This is a genomic window from Frischella sp. Ac48, from assembly GCF_019641635.1.
GTDB lineage: Bacteria > Pseudomonadota > Gammaproteobacteria > Enterobacterales > Orbaceae > Frischella > Frischella japonica.
In genome coordinates, this window is sequence record NZ_JAETXP010000009.1 from 639323 (window position 1) to 658929 (window position 19607).

16 protein-coding genes (1 of these 16 cut by a window edge) are annotated in these 19607 nt (G+C 32.8%); 10 read left to right on the plus strand and 6 right to left on the minus strand.

Features of this window, described 5'->3' with window-relative positions:
* The 4 genes from JMI89_RS07615 to JMI89_RS07630 form a co-directional block, all read left to right on the plus strand.
* Window positions 1–1448, plus strand: partial view of an Ig-like domain-containing protein gene (locus JMI89_RS07615; RefSeq protein ID WP_220679723.1) — the 3' portion only. The gene continues 922 nt to the left of window position 1, outside the view; 1448 of the gene's 2370 nt are visible here — the last part of the coding sequence; the start codon falls outside the window, past its left edge; it ends in the stop codon at window positions 1446–1448.
* A gap of 86 nt (window positions 1449–1534) precedes the next feature.
* Window positions 1535–2923 (plus strand): TolC family protein, encoded by a 1389-nt coding sequence (locus JMI89_RS07620; RefSeq protein WP_187755028.1) that lies wholly within the window; start codon window positions 1535–1537, stop codon window positions 2921–2923.
* Window positions 2913–5057, plus strand: coding sequence for a type I secretion system permease/ATPase (locus JMI89_RS07625; RefSeq protein WP_220679724.1), 2145 nt, complete (start codon window positions 2913–2915; stop codon window positions 5055–5057). The genes JMI89_RS07620 and JMI89_RS07625 overlap by 11 nt, the downstream gene beginning before the upstream one ends.
* Window positions 5054–6229, plus strand: a complete 1176-nt coding sequence (locus JMI89_RS07630) for an HlyD family efflux transporter periplasmic adaptor subunit (protein ID WP_187755030.1) — start codon at window positions 5054–5056, stop codon at window positions 6227–6229. The genes JMI89_RS07625 and JMI89_RS07630 overlap by 4 nt, the downstream gene beginning before the upstream one ends.
* A gap of 656 nt (window positions 6230–6885) precedes the next feature.
* On the opposite strand, the gene JMI89_RS07635 is transcribed toward JMI89_RS07630, so the two are convergent.
* The 3 genes from JMI89_RS07635 to JMI89_RS07645 form a co-directional block, all read right to left on the minus strand.
* Complete coding sequence (locus JMI89_RS07635; protein ID WP_187755031.1) at window positions 6886–7665, minus strand: DUF1266 domain-containing protein; 780 nt, start codon at window positions 7663–7665, stop codon at window positions 6886–6888.
* A 498-nt stretch (window positions 7666–8163) separates the two neighbouring features.
* Window positions 8164–9171 (minus strand): aldo/keto reductase, encoded by a 1008-nt coding sequence (locus JMI89_RS07640; RefSeq protein ID WP_220679725.1) that lies wholly within the window; start codon window positions 9169–9171, stop codon window positions 8164–8166.
* A gap of 591 nt (window positions 9172–9762) precedes the next feature.
* Complete coding sequence (locus JMI89_RS07645; RefSeq protein WP_187755033.1) at window positions 9763–10668, minus strand: DMT family transporter; 906 nt, start codon at window positions 10666–10668, stop codon at window positions 9763–9765.
* Window positions 10669–10871: 203 nt separating this feature from the next.
* Between JMI89_RS07645 and JMI89_RS07650 the strand changes: the two genes are divergently transcribed.
* The 4 genes from JMI89_RS07650 (at window position 10872) to JMI89_RS07665 (ending at window position 15514) form a co-directional block, all read left to right on the plus strand.
* Window positions 10872–11762, plus strand: coding sequence for a LysR family transcriptional regulator (locus tag JMI89_RS07650; protein WP_187755034.1), 891 nt, complete (start codon window positions 10872–10874; stop codon window positions 11760–11762).
* 13 nt (window positions 11763–11775) lie between these two features.
* Window positions 11776–12693, plus strand: a complete 918-nt coding sequence (locus JMI89_RS07655) for a LysR family transcriptional regulator (protein WP_187755035.1) — start codon at window positions 11776–11778, stop codon at window positions 12691–12693.
* A 661-nt stretch (window positions 12694–13354) separates the two neighbouring features.
* On the plus strand, window positions 13355–14878 hold the full coding sequence (locus JMI89_RS07660; RefSeq protein WP_220679726.1) for a tannase/feruloyl esterase family alpha/beta hydrolase: 1524 nt from the start codon (window positions 13355–13357) through the stop codon (window positions 14876–14878).
* 186 nt (window positions 14879–15064) lie between these two features.
* Window positions 15065–15514 (plus strand): DUF4234 domain-containing protein, encoded by a 450-nt coding sequence (locus tag JMI89_RS07665; RefSeq protein ID WP_220679727.1) that lies wholly within the window; start codon window positions 15065–15067, stop codon window positions 15512–15514.
* Between the two features lie 124 nt (window positions 15515–15638).
* Here the strand turns inward: JMI89_RS07665 and JMI89_RS07670 are convergent, their stop codons facing one another.
* Window positions 15639–16379 carry an SDR family NAD(P)-dependent oxidoreductase gene (locus tag JMI89_RS07670; RefSeq protein ID WP_187755038.1) on the minus strand — a complete coding sequence of 247 codons (741 nt, stop codon included), beginning with the start codon at window positions 16377–16379 and terminating at the stop codon, window positions 15639–15641.
* Between the two features lie 112 nt (window positions 16380–16491).
* Between JMI89_RS07670 and JMI89_RS07675 the strand changes: the two genes are divergently transcribed.
* Window positions 16492–17409, plus strand: coding sequence for a LysR family transcriptional regulator (locus JMI89_RS07675; RefSeq protein WP_220679728.1), 918 nt, complete (start codon window positions 16492–16494; stop codon window positions 17407–17409).
* Window positions 17410–17513: 104 nt separating this feature from the next.
* Here JMI89_RS07675 and JMI89_RS07680 read toward each other — a convergent pair whose 3' ends face one another.
* The gene (locus JMI89_RS07680; protein ID WP_187755040.1) at window positions 17514–18179 is read right to left on the minus strand and encodes a hypothetical protein; all 666 of its coding nucleotides are present in this window, start codon (window positions 18177–18179) and stop codon (window positions 17514–17516) included.
* 570 nt (window positions 18180–18749) lie between these two features.
* On the opposite strand from JMI89_RS07680, the gene JMI89_RS07685 reads away from it, so the two are divergent.
* Window positions 18750–19013 carry a SemiSWEET family transporter gene (locus tag JMI89_RS07685; protein ID WP_187755041.1) on the plus strand — a complete coding sequence of 88 codons (264 nt, stop codon included), beginning with the start codon at window positions 18750–18752 and terminating at the stop codon, window positions 19011–19013.
* A gap of 86 nt (window positions 19014–19099) precedes the next feature.
* Here the strand turns inward: JMI89_RS07685 and JMI89_RS07690 are convergent, their stop codons facing one another.
* Window positions 19100–19591, minus strand: a complete 492-nt coding sequence (locus tag JMI89_RS07690) for an SCP2 domain-containing protein (RefSeq protein ID WP_187755042.1) — start codon at window positions 19589–19591, stop codon at window positions 19100–19102.
* Window positions 19592–19607 lie beyond the last annotated feature (16 nt).

A 19607-nucleotide genomic window follows, 5' to 3' on the forward strand; every position in this document is an offset into this window, starting at 1 on the left:
GGAAGTTTGATCCCAACCCATTAGACCATAATACCCAAGGGATTGTGACGGCGACGGATGCGGCGGGTAATACCAGTAACAATGCTGGTACGGGGATTGCCGATAAGATACCACCAACATTACCGACTATACATACGGCTAACATTGCTGGCGTAACAGGAATAGGAGAGCCTGGAACTACGGTCAAGTTAAAAGGGAGCAGCTCTAATATTGAACAAGAAGTTAGAGTTGATGATGATGGCAAGTGGGCACTTAGTTCAAATCCATTCGATGATGGTGAGTATATTTCTGCAAGTGCCGTTGATCAGGCAGGTAACGTAACAATTCCATCTACAAATGATAGTAATGGAATATTTAATGATGTGACCGCTCCAAATGATCCAAGAATAGAGACTAATACTGACCAAACATTAATAATTGCTTCAACACCCGGTGCAACAATAGTATTAAAAGATTCGAATGGTAACATTATTGCGCAAGAGCAAACGGATAATCGTGGTAAGGCGACATTCGAGCCTAATCCATTCAATCATTCGGGTTCATCGACTGGAACAATAGTTGCGGTAGATGCTGCAGGCAATGAATCCGAAACAATAAGCTATCCTACTAATAATAGTAATCAACAATATTCATCGGCAATCTCTCAAACTATTGAAGGTGATACCGCTGATAATATAATCAATGAAAATGAACACATTAAGGATAAAAGTGATTCAAATGCTGATATGCTTGAAGCAAATAATACCGCGTTAGCGAATCATCATGAGGTTAAAGGTCAAAGTATGTCGATTGATGATTCAAATCCTAAAACTGAAGAATCTGTTGAAGATCCACAGCCCATCGATACGAACGCAAACAATATTGCTGTTGACAACGAACAAGCAATGGCTGACGTGGAAAATAATAAAATAACAACGACAGAGCAAGCACTTGAACAAACTGATGCTGACATGATGACGAATAACACAACTGAACCAAGTGATAAACCCGCAACTAACGCCGTAGTAAATGAACCTGTTATTGACAATATTCATGAAGGCACCGCTGCTGATGATATCTTTAATTTAATCGATGGTACTCAACAAACATTAATTTATAAATTGTTAGATGCAGTAGATGCAACGGGAGGAAATGGTCATGATGTGGTTAATAACTTTACGATAGGTGATGCAACTATTAATAAAGATGCTGATATTATCAATTTAAAAGAATTATTAAATTTCAAAGGTACGGTATCTTTTTATAATGATGATGGAGAACTAAAACTTGATGATAGTTCAAAAGAAATCTTGGACTATATTAGAGTTGATCATGAAGGTAATGATACGATTATTAGTATTGATCGTGATGGATTAGCTGATGGTTATGAATTTACCAAAATATTAACGTTGAAAGATACAGATACTGATTTGCTAACATTGTTGTCGAATCATCAAATTATCTTTTAGTATACTTAACCTATTGTAGATAAACCTTCTTGCCATTGTGAAAGCAAGAGGGTTTTTTTCATTATAATAATAAGAAGGATAAGATTTTGCTTTCTATAAAAAAAATAATGATATTGTTATCGATAGTATTGGTAACACCTTGTATAGCGCAAAAACCACAACTAATGAAAATATCTGGTGAAGAGCCATTTATTTTAGCTAATGAATGCCAAGCAGGTAAATCATCCACTTTAAAAGAACTCACTTTAGTTGATGTTGTTTGCATTGCCGTTCAGCGTTATCCAACAATTGCTTCTGCAATATCAGGTTATCAAGGGCAAATGGATATGATTGATGCTGCACAATCAGGTTATTATCCACAAATTAATTTTGAGATACAGACCAGCAAGTCCAGTGGCATTCGCGATGGCTATGCTAATACACCAAAATTAACTGTGCGCCAAAAACTATATGATTTTGGCAAACAGCATAGTTTTGTTGAGCAATCTAAGGCTGAAGTCGAACGGCAAAGAGGTTATTTACAGCAAGAAATTGATAATGTCATAATTAATTCCAGTAGTATAGCTCTAGAAATACAACGTTTAGAATATATTGAAATAAAAAGTAAATATTTGATACAAGAGATTAAAAAAATATTAGAAATAGCTGCATCACGTGCCAATTCTGGGATCAGTACACATTCGGATTATATTCAGGCAAAATCTCGTTTAGAAGCAGCTGAAGCAAATTTATTTGATATACAAACACAATTGCAAACTGCAAGACGAAAATTGGTGACATATTTAGGTCATAATTATCAAAATAGCAAGATAGTGACAATTGGGGATAAATTTTTCAACCGTACTATTTTAAAATATAAAATTAATGAACAAGAGATCCCTAACTTAATCATAAACCAGGCTTCCTATGCTCTGGCGCAGGCTCAATTGGATGGCGCAAATGCGGGATTACTGCCAACTATTTCAATGGTAGGGTCAATAGAAAAAACATTGCATGGCTATAATCCCAATAATGGTAAATATCACGGCAATTATAATTATGTCGGTTTATCGGTGGAACAAAGTATTTCAAGTGGCGGTGAAAATGTAGCCAAGATTAAATCAGCACAACGAATGCTAAATTCGGCTAGTTACAATATCAAAACTGCAAGATTAGAGTTAAATGATCAAATTGATTCATTGAAATTGAATATTTACGGTATCGAATCGCGTTTAAAAGTTTTAAACGATAGATTAAAAAGTATCAATGAAACACGGATTTTATATCGTGAACAGTATACCTTAGGAAGTCGGCCAATTTTAGATTTACTCAACTCAGAAGAAGAAACATTTCGGGCTGAAGAAAATTTAGTCAATGCTAATCATGACAAATGGTTATACTATCTTCAATATCTTGTTTATACAGGAAATGCACGACAAGTTTTCAAATTAAATTCAATCATTGATAAGATATTAGGGCAGAAGAATGCAGAATAATCCTTATAAGCAATGGTTGGCATGTTTTTTGATTGTAGCCAATCATTATGGTTTAGATGTATCAAAAGAGAGTGCAAAGACATTTGTTGATTGGGGTAATACACTCAATAAAAAACAATTTTTAGTACAGTTAGCAAAACAGTTGGGACTTTCTATTCGATTTCAATCAGTGACCAAAGCCATATTTGATCCCTGGCGGTTACCGTTAGTGATTGACATGGGAAACGACAATATTGGCGTGATCATTAAATCAGATAGCAACAATAAAGTATCGTTGATGATGGCGAACGATGATGGTTTATCGATAGATATCACTTTTAAAGAATTATTGGCTAAAGCCAAACAAGTCATCGTGTTGCGTCCAGAATCTTCAATTCCAGATGCCAGAGTTGACGAATATATCAAACGCCCAGAAAGAAATTGGTTCTGGCAAATCGTTTTAAAAGATTGGAAAAGTTATTTCCATATTATAATCGCTTCCCTATTTGCAAATTTATTAGCATTAGCATCCATTATTTTTTCAATGCAGGTTTATGATCGGGTGATTCCAGCCCAGTCACAATCGACATTATGGGTATTATTTAGTGGTGTGATGATGGCAATTATTTTTGAGTTTTTACTGCGTTTTTCAAGAACGCATGTTTCGGATGCAATTGGAAAAAAAATTGATTTGCAAATTTCTGATAAAGTATTTGGTCGAGCATTGCGGTTACGCAATGATCAGCGTTCTTCTTCGACAGGATCATTTGTTTCTCAATTACGCGAAATCGATCATCTTAGAGAAATAGTTACCTCTACGACAATTAGTGCTATTGCCGATGTGCCGTTTGTCATCGTATTTTTGGTGATTTTGTTTTTTATTGGTGGACCGCTAACAGTAATAGCTTTGTTCATGATCCCTTTATTAATCATACCGGGTCTTCTCGCTCAACGAACTTTGGCCAATTTAGCTAGAGAGGGAGTAAGGGAATCGGCTATTCGTAATGCCATCATTATCGAATCGGTTGAGGCGATTGAAGACATTAAATTAATGCGGGCGGAATATCGTTATCAAAACCAATGGAACCATGTCAATACCGTAGCTGGTAGCGTGAGTTTAAAACAACGACGAATTATAAGTTTTCTGGTTTCATGGTCGCATGAACTACAATCATTAACTTATGCCGCTGTGTTATTAATTGGTGCATATTTAGTCATTCAAGGAGATATTACTACTGGTACATTAGTTGGCAGTTCGATTTTATCATCGCGTTTAATAGGGCCGTTAGGACAATGGACAGGCGTGTTATCGCGATTACAACACGCTAAAGCAGCTTATCATAGTATCAACGAATTGATGTCAAAATCTGTGGATTATCCCGAAAACAGTAATATGTTACATAAACCGAGTATAAAAGGTGATTACGAACTCAATTCGTTAGAGTTAACCTATAATATTAAAGATAAATCCCCTGCTTTAGATATAAAATCACTAAAGATTAATGCTGGTGAACGGATCGCCATTTTAGGTCGTATGGGATCTGGCAAGTCAACACTATTAAATTTATTATGTGGTATGAGTATTGCCAGTAAGGGGGCAGTATATGTTGATCATTCCAATATTCGTAATATTGATCCATCAGATGTGCGTCGTGATATCGCCTTACTGGGGCAAAACTCAAGACTATTATTTGGTTCGATTCGCGATAATTTATTAATGGGAAATCCGCAAGCGACGGATCAAGAAATGATAGACGCCATTATGATTTCTGGTGCCTTTCCGGTTATTCAAAAGCATGGAATTGATTATTTAATTAAAGAAGGTGGTCATGGTTTATCCGGTGGACAAAAGCAAACATTATTGTTAGCCAGAATTCTATTAAAAAATCCTAACGTTTTGTTACTTGATGAACCAACTGCGGCAGTAGATGAACTTACTGAAGCGCATATTATTAATTCGTTAGAACAATGGTTAGCAAATCGCACCTTGATTTTATCAACCCATAAACCTGCCTTATTAAAATTGGTTAATCGTATTATTGTATTGGAGCAAGGGAAGATAGTGATCGACGGTTCAAAGGAAGCGGTTTTATCGTATCTAACTAAACAAGGACAAAAAAAGGCCGTAGATGCAGTTGAAGGAAATGAGTTATGAGCAGGAAATCTTTAAATAGTTGGGATATTGTAGAGGGTGGTGCAACAAAAACTAAAGTAATCATCTGGCTTATAACGTTTTTTTTAGTCTGTTTTTTTATTTGGGCCTCAAGTTTTAAATTAGTGGAAGTATCTTCAGGAATCGGTAAAGTGATTGCATCATCGAAAGAACAGGTAATTCAATCCTTAGAAGGGGGAGTTCTCAAACAATTAAACGTTAAAGAAGGGGATTTAGTCGAGCTTAATCAAGTTTTAGCTATTATCGATCCGACCCGAATGGAATCAAGTGTGGGAGAATCACAAGCAAAATTGAAAGCAGCTAAAGCAACGGTTGCTCGATTGCAAGCTGAAGTTAACGAAATGCCATTAGTATTCCCCGAAGATGTTATTAATGATAGCAATTTAGTCAAATATGAAAGTGATCTGTATGACTCCAGACGTAAAGCATTAACTGAATCGATCGAAGGATTACAACAATCACAACAATTAATCTTAGAAGAATTGGAATTAACTGAACCACTGGTGTTGAAAGGGGCGGCAAGCAATGTTGAGATTCTTAGATTGAAACGACAGTTAACTGAACTAAAATCCAAAGAAACTGATATTAAAGGTCAATATATAGTTAAAGCCCGTGAAGAATTAGCTAGAGCAACTGCTGAAGTTGAATCTCAAATGGAAATTTTACGCGGTCGCCAGGATGCTTTAATGAGAACTACAATAGAATCACCCGTTAGAGGTATTGTTAAAAATATCACTATATCGACTTTAGGTGGAGTTATTCCACCTGGTGGACGTTTAATGGAGATAATTCCAGTTGATGAGCGTTTACAGATTGAAGCTCGTATTTCACCAAGAGATATAGCTTATATCCGTGATGGTTTACCTGCTATTGTGCGTATAACTGCTTATGATTATTCAATTTATGGCGCCTTAAATGGCGTAGTTGAAACCATATCACCCGATACGATACAAGATGAGGTAAATCGGGATAATTACTATTATCGGGTTTACATTAAAACTGATAGCGACCAACTCGTCGACAAAAATGGTCGCAGTCATATTATTAAGCCTGGTATGATTGCAACCGTTGATATTCGTACTGGTGAAAAAACGGTTTTAGATTATTTAATCAAACCATTTAATAAAATGGGTGAGGCACTTAGGGAACGTTAATTTAAAATTAAAGGTATGTTAAATTTAGCACAATATTAGTCAAACCAGCCTAATACCTTCTTATATCATTCCTATATTACACAATTATTAAAACGACAGATCATAATACAATATTTATACCTATAGATAATAAGGTATAAATATTGCATAAGTTAATGTAGCGTCGCTAAGGCGATAACTAATTTTTTATTATTTTTTTATAATTGGGAATTTAAGTTAGCTTATATTTTATCTCAATAAGCAATTTGATTTAATAGCTAGTAGGGATGAATTTATATCACTATTGATGTCTATTTCTTGCTTAAAAGGAATAAATCACTAATAGGGTTATAATTTTTATTTAATAGAAATTCAATTCATCAACAATCACTTTAGTCAGTTATCAGTCTGATATACTGTAGATATTACCGATAACCATCAAGTAAATTAATCATCTAAATTGGAAACTTTATGATGATGAACAATAACGATCAGGGAAGATATAAAATATCTTTAGGTTTATAATGGCTTTTGTCGAAGTTATTACTTTAAGTTTTATGAGAGATTTAAGGGTAAATCTATAATAGGGTGTATTTAATTTTTGATAAATCATAAATGTTTTTAGTGTGACCAGTTAATATGTCGCTATTTCACTGATCACAGTTCATCAATAACGTTTATTTAAAGCTGACTGCATTAAGCAGTGAATGCGGATCTTTTAATAGTTTACCAACAGGGACTGCAAAAGATTCTGCTCGACCAGGTGATGGCGACCATATAACCGCTGTGATAGCATAAGCAATGGCCACGTCTTGCCAATTATCATAAGCATTTTGAACGGGCTCTTTTATTTGGCTAACATAATGCATAAATTCATCATGATTAATGTAGCCACAATTTAACGACCATCGACAAAGATTGACCAAACGTACAGCATCCCATGCCCACAAATTAGTGACAGCCATATAATCAGCAATGTGTTCTTTATAAAGTTCTGGACAATATGAAACGATATTAAGTAATTTTCCTAACATGGCCGGTTTTAGATCATTATCTTTCATAAACTGTTTCAAAATATTTTTATTTTTAAATTGGTAATAAACGATTCCAATATTAGGGATAGTTTCATAAATCGATTTAAAGAAATTATTGGCATGTTCAATTTCTAAATGGTAATGTTTAATTAAGTTTAGTCTTGGTAAATATTTTGTTCTATGACCTTCATTAATTAACCAATTTGCTGTGTCTTTAAAGGTTTCATTGTCGGTAACTCCCCACATGGTTTCAAGGCTTTGTTTTATCCAATCTATGTGAAGATTATTTTTGATATCATTGACATAATCACCGTTATAAGCACTGAGAATCGATCCTAATGCAAGATACCATTGATATTCTTTAGGATAATGACAATCTGTAGAAAAAAATAAATCTTCATTGTAAGGTTCAAAAATTGACATGCCTATTCCTTATTATTTTTTATATAATTTTTTTGATTAAATAATTCGGCAATTATAAAACATTAAATTTGTCGGCAATAGTGGAATTTTATAAAATTATTTTTATATACATTGAACTTATATTAAGTGATTTAATTGTATTGAATTATGCAATTACAGTGATCTACCAAGATGGTTAAAGTTTTTATCAGAAATCGCCCATATTTCCAAGTGCAACAATCTTATAACGGATAATTAATGATGCTAGAAATTTTATTGTACTCATTGGTTAGCCGATATTAAAAGCTACATCAATCTAATGTTTGGCTAATAAATAATAGGTTATTTGTTAAAGCCTGATATCAAGAAGATATAAAATACCGTTTGCCGCATGACGCTGTCTTAATCATCATTTGCCATTGATTAAAAAAAATCACACTATGATAGACAATAGACATTTCTCTTATGAGGGCGATTTATCGCCCATCTTTGTGTTTATTAACTTAAATTAAAATAACTTTATTTATATATCCCCTTCATACCTTCGGGTGTATAACGTTCACCTTTTATACAAATCTGATTTTTCAAATCATTCAGTATCATGACATCTTCTTTTGTTAGCTTAACCGAACAAGCATTGATATTTTCTAGCAAGAATTTTTCTTGTTTTGTTCCAGGAATGGGAACAATACAATCCCATTGCGCAAGTAACCATGCTAAAGCAATCTTACCACTAGTACATTGGTATTTTATGGTCATTGGTTTTATAGCGGTTAAAAGTTGTTTATTATGTTCGATATTGGTATCTAAAAACCTTGGATTAGATTTACGAAAATCACCATCGGCAAAGTCTTTAGCAGATTGATATTTACCGGTTAAAAAACCACGACCAAGCGGAGAATATGGTACTAAGCCAATATCTAACTCTTTTAATAATGGTAAAATATCATCCTCAATATCGCGTGTCCAAAGGGAATATTCGCTTTGGATTACATCGACAGGAAATGTCGAATGTGCACGAATTAATAAGTCGGCAGTTACTTCACAAAGTCCGATATGTTTAATTTTACCTTCTTGTACCAATTTAGCCAACGTTGCCATTGTTTCCTCAATTGGATTTTCAGTATTAATACGATGAATATAAAATAGATCAATTTGTTCAACCCCTAAGCGTTTTAGTGAGGCCTCGCAACAAGATTGTATATAATTAGGTGAATTATTGATGCTTCGTTCATACCCATTTGAATGACTTCTGTCTATACCACATTTTGTTGCGATAATTAATTGTTCTCGTTGGGATGGTGTTAATTGTTTAAGAAAGGAACCAATCAGTAATTCATTTTGACCACGACCATACATATCAGCCGTATCAATCAAGGTTACACCATTATTTATAGCGGTATGCAATAATTTTATTGATTGTTGTTCGTTTGTCGGACCATAGAATTCACTTAATCCCATCGCGCCATATCCTAAAGCGCTAACTTTAAGATTTCTACCTAATGCTCTTTGTGGTATTTTTTTCATCAATATTTCTCCATATTGTCGTTGTAAAAATTAATTTTAAGATTGTAAGTTAAACTTATTGCAACGCATTAATTGACAGGTGATTTGGGTAATATTAATATTTCGTGAATAAAGCCTTCATTATGGATGTAAAAAAAGAAACTAAGATTAACAATCACAAAACATGTTTGTGTACATCCTAATTATTCTTTGTGTATTGCCATATTCATTTCCAACACAAGCAAATTAAACTTATGGTATAAAAGATTATACAAAAAAGACTAAATCCCGAAATACTTATTTAGTGATAGGAAATTTATATCGAAGCATGTGGCAAAATATCATTTATGCCAATTATAGTTATGCTGTTTTTTATTTGCTAAGTTGTTATAAAAAAGAGTCAAATCATTTTTAAGAACAAAATAATTGGGTTACAAAGTTACTCTCATATGTTATAAAAAGCAGTATTTATTAAAGATAACCAATTGAAATATTTACATATATTTTATTTAACTTTTTGTTATGATAATTAAATCATTAAAGGCTAGATTTAATCAAATAACGCGGCGATTAGCCGCATTATTTAAACAATAGCGAAATAATTATTTTTAATTAATTATTCATTTTAAATATTTTGTAGCCCCCAGTGGCATAAATCACACCACTTATCACCAAAATTGCTCCAATTAATTGTAATAAATCTGGAATTAAGCCAGTGATAAGAGTGAGTAACATAGTGAAAACGGGGACTAAATTAAAAAATATTGATGTATTAGCTGTACCAAGTTGTTTTACACCGACATTCCAAAATAAATATGCTAATACGGATCCGAAAATAGCCATATAAATAAGTATTATGTGGTGATAGAGAGTAATATCGGCAATTTCCTTCACTAAGGTTCCTTGATAAATCGAAAATATGACAATCCCTAATGTGCCAAATAACATCGTAAAACTGGTGGTTTGTAATGGTGTCGAATGGGATATAAATTTTCGACATCCAATAGTATAAATTGCCCAGACTATATTTCCTGACAGAATGATTATATCACCATAATTAAAACGTAATTTCATTATATTATTTATATCGCCATTACTAATCACAAATGCTACCCCGATTAAACTAATAAACATACCAACTCCTTGAGAGAATGAGATATGGTGCTTATTCGCAATTAAGGCTATTAATGCAGTTGTCACTGGGGATGTCGCCATAATGAGCGCGCCATTGATTGGTGAAGTAGTCTGTAATCCTATGAAAAAGGCTAAGTTGAATCCAGTGATGCCACATAAACCAAGTAAAATAAAGGGGAACCAATTCAGTTTAAATGTAATGATATTATCTTTATCCTTAATTATCATAAAAATAAAGATTATTAAAGTAGCAATAATAAAACGTTCTGATGCCGCAGTAAGAGGGGATATTACTGTAACAGCTTGTGCACCAACATTAAAATTAGATCCCCAAAAAAAGGCAGATAATGTCACAAGTAAAAGTGCTATTTTATTTTTTTTCATTTTCATCTCCATTTTGTAACAAAAAGTACCTATAGTTATCTAGGGAATCAATAATATTTTCTAGAGTTGTTTTAACTACATAAATATGAATGTTTTTTCTTTTTAGATCAGATAATTAGTAATAAAACTAATTAACAGGCTATGATTTTATTTATATTTCATTTATAGTGCAATAAACAAAATTGTAATATCAAATTTCAAAAATGAAATTATCTATTGATGACTTAGTAATTTTTGTAAAGGTAATTAAAGAAGGAAGTATTGTTAAAGCTTCAGAAAAGCTTTCAATACCCTCACCTACTATAAGTCGACGCTTAACTCAATTGGAAAAAGCGATCGGTGGTCTTTTAATGTATAGAAGTCATCGAAAAATTATGTTGACTGCGTTAGGGCAAATGTATATCACTAAATTTACTAATTTAGTTGAAGAATTTATTGAGACAGCTGAAAATTTAGAGGATTATTATAAAAAATTGTCGGGAACGATTAGAATAACTGCACCAATAAGTTTAACTCATCAATGGTTTGGTAAATGCATTTTTTCATTCATGAGGCAATACCCTGATATCAAAATAGATTTAATAGCAACTAATAAAATTATTGATTTAGCGGATATGAATATTGATATTGCTATCAGAGTTGGGGATCTGAAGGATAGTGATTGGATAGCAAAAAAAATATTATTATCTAAAAATATACTGTGTTCATCAAAAGATTATTTAAATCAAATTCATAACTGTGTTAATCCGGCTGATCTATTGGATAAAAATTTACTTAATATTACCCAGAATTTAAGTTGGTCATTAACCAATACCAATTTACATGAATATTATGAAGTGCGAGCAAACCCATATTTAATTATGGATGATACTGATCTTATTATTGATGCAGCAAAGGAAGGAATGGGGATCTGCTTTGTACCATCTGAGTTTGTAAAAGAAAGTATATCTAATGGTGAATTAGTGCAAATTTTACCTGACTGGGTGGGTAATCCTAGACCTATCTCCCTCATATTTAAAGATAGAACCTACCTGCCAAATCGAGTTAGATTTTTTAAAGAATACATTGAAAATTATGTCAGTTTAAATAAATAGGCTTTTAGACATCGTGGATATTTATAACAAAAAGTTACCTACAGTTAAGCAATTACAGTATTTTGTCGCTGTGTGTGAAGAACGTAGCTTTAGAGGTGCGGCTGAAAAGTTAGGTGTTAGTCAACCGCCACTTTCTGTACAAATTAAGGAGTTAGAAGAAAAGTTAGATGTGATGTTATTTTTAAGAAATTCACATAATGTAGTTTTAACCACAGAAGGAGAAGCGCTTAAGTTAAGAGTAACACGGTTATTAAATGAACTTTGTACAATAACGCATGCGATTAAGACAAAAGATGTTGCAAAGCCCGTATTTGGCACAACTAAAACACTTAGTTTTGACTTTATTCCTAGTATTAAATTATTTTTCTCTAATTTTGGTGAGCAAATCGAAATTTATAAACATAACTACACATCCAAGGAACTTTTACTGGAATTACAAAAAGAAAATATTGATTTCGCGTTAGTTTCCGATTACCCAATGCGGAATCAAAATGACAATTCACTTTTAATACATCGAGAACCATTGCTCTTAGTACTACCAGAAAGCCATCCTTGTAGTCAACAAGAAAAAGTTGATCTTAATGACGTAACCGATTTACCGCTTTTTTGGTTCAGATCCTATTTGAATCCTGTTTTTTATCAGCAGTGTGAACACGTATTTAAAACACTCAATTTTCCACTTATTCGTCGTGCAGAATTACCGGATAGTTTATCTATGTTACTTGAAGTGTCGTTAGGTAAAGGTATGATGCTTTTACCACAGTCAATGGCACAAGCAAAAGTAACGGGTGTGGTATATAAGCAATTAATTAGAAATCAAGATAGAAAATTAAGCATTCCAGTATATCTTATGTGGCGCAAAAATTTGCCAAAAAATTCGCTAAATGATGTGATTATTACTTACTTTCAAGATAAATTATGTGATGTTTAATTTAAACATCGCCTTTTTCAAATGTTGCAAAAGAACAAGTTCAGGCGTCTATCAAATCGACATTAAATACGTGAGATATATAATCCGTATATAATAGTGTAAATTGTTTTTCATTGTCGTAAAGAAACAGCACATCGCTGTTATAACGTCACTATGAGTAATTAGTTTTTTTGTTTTGAATTATTTTTCTTATAAATTAATATTTAAAGTGTCATGCATTAAATCAATAAAGAATATAAAATTAACATCTCATTTATCATTCGGTACGATTCTATTATTTGATGACTTAGATAATGTTTTTTGGGTTGGAAAAGCGTTAGATATATTAAGTTACTTGGATAGTAAATGTAGATATATTTAATGACTAGCTCATACATTATGGCATCATTTTTGGAAATTTTTAAAATTTGCAGTAGTTTCGCTATATAGCAAGTTAAAAAAGATTTGCTCATAAATAAGAACTGTTTTAATCAAATTAAAACAACATTAATCGTAAATATTTGCAATTCAAGGTTATCTTATTATGAACAATCATAACGGTAAAATAACATTAACTTAGCTGATGAAAATTATTTAATTTAGCTTTAAAATGATTCACGTCTGTTTAGTATAAAATTGTTCATCTTAACAAGCTTCATCCTTAATAAAAAGGCGATAAAAAATGTTGAAATATAATCTATTGTTTTTATCTTTATTAAGTAGTCTAAGTGCATCCTTATTTGCAGCACAGCAAGATCCTCTGCTAGAACGTTGTCAATCGTTAACCTCTTTGAAGTTTGATGATGCAAAAGTCGTTAAGACAGAATATATTACCGACCAGTTTATTCCACCCACCGAGTTAGCAGATACTTTACGTGGTGCTAAATCCAATGTGATTGCAAATTTACCACAAATTTGTCGAGTACAATTAACCATAGAACCGAAGAATAATATTGAAGTATGGTTGCCAATGGCATGGAATCATCGGCTACAAGCAATTGGTGGCGGTGGATTTGCTGGATTTATTCCATTTGATAAACTAGCTGTAGCTGCTAGAGATGGTTATGTTGCTGTAACTACTGATACAGGTCATGCAGGCAGTCTGATGGCAGGTAATTTTGTGCTTAAAGATGCGCAATTACAGGCTGAGTTGATTACAGATTTCGCTTATCGCAGTGTTCATGAAATGACGGTTAAAGCTAAACAAGTCATAGAAGCTTTTTATGGGCAAGGGCCAAGTTATTCGTATTGGAATGGCTGTTCAACCGGTGGGCGTCAAGGCTTGATGGAAGCACAAAGATTTCCAAATGATTATGACGGTTTGTATATTGTGGCACCAGCTATTCAGTGGGATAAATTTGTACCATCAGAATTATGGCCACAAGTAGTGATGCTAGAAGAGTTAGGGCAGCCGATTGATCCTGTCAAGTTAACAAAAGTTCGAGAAGCTATTATTGACTTAGTTGATGAACAGGACGGAATTAAAGATGGATTGGTCAATGATCCGTCAGCGGTAGTGATTAATGATGCTTTCTTACAACAGATAGGTCTTAATGATGCTGAAATTATAGCATTAAGAAAAATCTGGCAAGGTCCAACTAATCAAACCGGACAATCATTGTGGTTTGGACTTGAAACCACGGCGCCTCTTGATGCCTTGGCAGGTAAAGATCCTTTTCTCATAGCAGTTGATTATTTGAAATATTGGATAAAACAAGATACCAATTTTGATTGGAAGACATTGGGTTACGAAGGATTTGAAAATTATTTTAATGAATCGGTTGAGGTATTTAGACCAATAATGGGCACAGATAACGCTGATTTAAGTCAATTTAAAAAATCTGGCGGAAAAATGATTATTTGGCATGGTTGGGATGATCGTCTAATCGCCCCAAAGGGAACTATTCATTACTATAATCATATCGTAAAACTTATGGGTGACCAAAGAAATACTGATGAATTTGTTAGGCTTTATATGGCACCCGGTGTTGATCATTGTAATGGGGGGAGTGGGGCTGATACTATTAATGGATTTGAAACGCTAGTTAATTGGGTTGAAAAACATCAGGCTCCGACAACACTCATTGCACAGAAGATAGAAAAAGATCAAGTGGTTTTACAACGCCCTATATGCCAATATCCACAACAGACTGTCTATAAAGGTGATGGCGATACCAATGTTCCGACTAACTTTGAATGTAAATAGTTAAAGTTTAAAAAGTTTACTTAGCCTAAATGGTTAGTATCAATTTAGGTTGTTTATTAGGGTGAGCTGTTAACTGTTTTCATTTTATGTTTGATTGACAGTGTGATATTTTTTCAAACCATCGCATTTGGCGATCTTTTCGGTGTTATAATGGTAGTATAAAGTTCATCAAATTAAAATGATAATATGAAAGAGATTAAACAATTACATCAACAAATCGGTTTATCGACGCTTAAGTTTGTTATTTTTTATATCCTTACATTAGGATTTTACGATATGGTTTGGCTTTATTCAGCCAATAATGCATTTGAGAAATGTTTAAATACCAAAGTTAAAAGTGCAACTTACCTAATCATGTATGTTATTGTTTGCGCATGGAGTCATTTTTTTCTGAGTTTTCCTGACGAAGAAAGTTATCAAATTTTTCTAGCTATCGGTGCTTGTTTAAATTTTGTTCAATTCGTTATGGGTTTTATATGGGCAAATTCGGCAAGGTATCAATTAACTTATCACTGTTTAGCAAAACATAATATCCAACTTAAAACTCATACGATTTATGTTTTATTATTCAATTATTTTTATATTAATTATCTAATAAATCACTTAGCTAAACTTGAGTTAACCGAATCGGCATAATATAAGTCAAAAATAACCTAATGACTCAGCATAACACTAAAATAAGTAATCCATAGTAGTGGATTACTTAATAAGGAAATTCCTGTTATAGTCAAATATTGACAAACAAGTATAAAATAAATTATTACCATTTCCCTGTGGTTGATCCTCCGTCAACCACCATGATGGTACCGGTTACAAATTGAGAATCCGTAAGATATAATACGGCATTCACAATATCATTAACATGACCAATCTGATAAGTGGGGGCTAAGGATTTTAATGCCGTTACGATTTCTTGTTCCTTAGAATGCATTGGTGTTTCAATGATGCCAGGCGCAATGCCATTTACCATAATATTATCGGCAGCCAGTTCTAAGGCTAATCCTCTAATAGCACTATTAATACCGCCTTTAATCATAATAGGTAACAAAGCCGGAATGGCAATATTAGGTTGCATTGCGAGTGCGGCTGTAATATTAATAATATGTCCTTGCCGATTTACCTTCATTTGCTTAGCTGCCATTTGAGCAGGATAAAAAAAGCCTTTTAAATTCGTATCGATAAGCCTATTAAGATCCTCAGTGGTATAATCCTGAATCGGTTTAGAAATAAATACTCCTGCATTGTTAACTAAAATATCAACTTTACCAAAATGCTCTTTAGCTTGAGCAAACAAATCACGTGCTGTTTCAGGTTTGGCAATATCTCCTGCAATTAATAGCAAATTAGCTGGATGTTTTAACTGTTTAGCAGCATACTCTAAGCGTATTTTATCTCTTCCATTAGCGATAACATTATATCCACGGTTCAAATAGGCTTGAGTAATTGCAAAACCGATGCCACTTGAGGCGCCAGTAACAATCACCGTTTTTTGGGTACCCATATGATGACTCCTTAATTATGAAGTGATAAATGAGTATAAATGAGATCTATTTTTTAAAAAATAGCGTATGATTTACTTCATTTGTAACACGCTGTAATAAATGAGAAAGAATATGGTTAATTTATTGGATGATGTTCAATTAGGAAGTATTAAATTATTTTGTTTAGTGGCTAAACTTGGCAGCTTTACTGCAGCCGCTCATGAATTAGGTATTACGCCTGCTGCTGTCAGTTTAGCTGTTTCAAGAATTGAGCAACGATTAGGCGTACGTTTATTTATTCGGACTACGCGACAAATACGCTTAACAGATATCGGTCAACAATACTTTGAGCATTGTCAGCGAGCTATCATGTATATCACGGCAGCCGAACAATTAATTGTTAATGAACAAGTCATTCCTTCAGGAACTTTACGGCTAAGTGTTCCAACGGTTTATGCTCATTATCGATTACTTGCTAAGTTACCACTATTTCAGCAAATTTATCCAGCGATTAAAGTCGAGCTTCATATTAGTGATCATAATATTGAATTTACCGATAGTCCATTCGATTTGGCGATCCGCGGAAATAACTTGCCCGATTCAGGATTGATTGCTCACAAACTCGAAGATGCGCAGTTAATTATTGTTGCCACACCAGAGTACCTTCATCGTTATGGTTGTCCGTCACATTATGATCAACTTATAAATCATAATTGTATTCAATATCAATTACCTAGTACTAACAAAAGAGTACCATGGCAATTTTTAGATCAAAATCGATATATTGAATTAGAAACTAATGGCTGCTATTGTTGCCAGGCTGATTTTTCAGCTACACATACCTTAGTTAAATATGGTGGTGGCTTAATGCAAGTATATCGATTTTGTGTCGAAAAAGAATTACAGTCTGGTGAATTGGTAGAAGTGCTAGCTGAATTTGCTGGTGTTACTCGGCCTTTTATGTTGATTTATCCCCATGCGAAGTATATTCTCCTTCGCATGCAAGTATTCATAGATTTTTTACTATCACAGCGAATTACTTTTAAATAATAAGAACTACAAAACTTTGATAAAACTTATTTTACATTTCGCGATAAGTTGATAAAAACCACAAGTTAACCACTTGTGGTTTAATAACTTAATCAAATTTTTGACTATTTATTTTTTTCAATAGGTTTTAAAGTGTCATAAGTTTGTTTCTTTTGTGCGGGCGTCAATTCATGCGCTTTTTGTTGCGCTGCATGATAAGCATCTTGGGATTTTTCTTTGATGGCATCATATTTTTCATGCGCTTGTTCTTTTACCGAATTATAAGTGTCATTTAATTTTTGCTTATAATCTTGGTTTGTTTTGTTGATTGCATCATTGGTATTATTTGAATTGTTTTTATCACTAAGATTGGATTGTTCTTTTGTTACCGGCTGAACTTGTTGATTATTAGGCTGTTGATTAATAACTTTGTTTACCTCATTTTGTTGAGTAGCTGTATTATTAGAGGTTGGATTAATATTCGTGTTTGGTGTAATAGGCGGTTGTGAATTTGTATTAATACGGTTTGATGAATTATTATCATTAGTTAATTTATCATTACTGGATTTAGTAGCGTCATTATTAGTCTTATCTTTGCTTGAATCAATCATTTGATTAATTTTCTCTTTAGACGCATCATAGGCATCAGAACCAACTTGCTTAATATCTTCAAAGGCATGTTGAGTACTTTCCTTGGCTTTATCTAAAGATTGGTCTACTTTTGAATGATTACTATTATCACAAGCTACAAGTGTAAAAGTAGTAATAGCTAAAATAACAAATTTTTTCATGACGATATAACTCCAGTTTATTTCTTAAAACTTTGGATGAGTGTTTAAGTTCAATCCGCATAGCTTTACAGCTTTATTCATATTAACACTTTGTTTTTTTTAATAAAAGCTGAATAGCTTATCCAAAGTAATCAATTTCGCCTATCACTATAATTTGTTAAATGCATGAAAAATATAAAGTTTTTTCTTTTTATGAAAGAAATTCAAGTAATAGCAATGAATTAAGATGGTTATAAAAATAACTAACTATTATTAATTATATGATTATGTAAGATTTGAATGTTTACTAGCCGTTCAATTTATTGCTCATGATCACAACATGTTGATGGGGAATAATTAATTTTCTTATTCTTAATTATTTGCAAATAACAAAGTGAAAATGATTATTTCATTAATTAAAAAATTTTTGTTATTATAAAAATGATTATTAATCAAATGGTTAATTTAAAATAATAAAAATGATATATAAATCATGCGATCAAAGATTTGCCTCAATCATTTTCTAAAATTAACAATTAATTTAAAAAAAATGGTTAGAATTGCTGTAAAATTGCGTATTAGGAGAACGACATGAGTTTAGCAAATAAATATTTACAACCACTTGGTTGGGTAGCAACCATTACCGCTTTTTTCATGTATGTTTCATATATCCCTCAAATTATTGATAATCTTCACGGCATAAAAACTAATCCAACTCAGCCTTTAGCTGCAACGATAAACTGTTTGTTATGGGTCTGTTATGGTTTATTAAAAGAAAAAAAAGATTGGCCACTTTCGATCGCTAATGCACCAGGGGTTTTTTTTGGCTTATTAGCATTTATTACAGCTATATAGCTGATAATTCCCAGAATAGGGGGGTATAAAAAACTGAATTAATGCTTATAGATTAATTCAGTTTGATTTTTAGATATGTCAAATAACTAACAGGTTTTATGTTCGCTGGATTGAATAAAATTAGCCAAATTTTCTAAACCTATACGAACAAACTTTGGCATTGAATCTAAATCGATAGAGTCCATTAAATTCTTTACACAAAGTCCTAACTCAGTATCTCCTTCAACAAGTAATTTACGTTGGAAAAACAATGTATCAGGATCTTGTCGTCGAGTGGCAATCAAAACGAGATCATTCATATTACCGCTGAAACTCACATCAGCAATTTCTGCTCGGCTTACAATTAGCTTATTATCAATGTTACTAATAAACCAGACTAATTGTAAATCTCTTACTTCGATTTTGAGCCAGCGATTTTCCAAAAAATCTAAATCGCCTTCTTCCAGTGATTGTTGAAATTGTGTTTGTAATAGTTGCTCGATAATTTTTCTTTTTAAAGAAAACGGCACTAATTGTAACGGTTTACTCAATATAAACGGCGTATTTTCAACAACCATTGAATGTATTTTATTTAACATATCATTCCTTTAACAA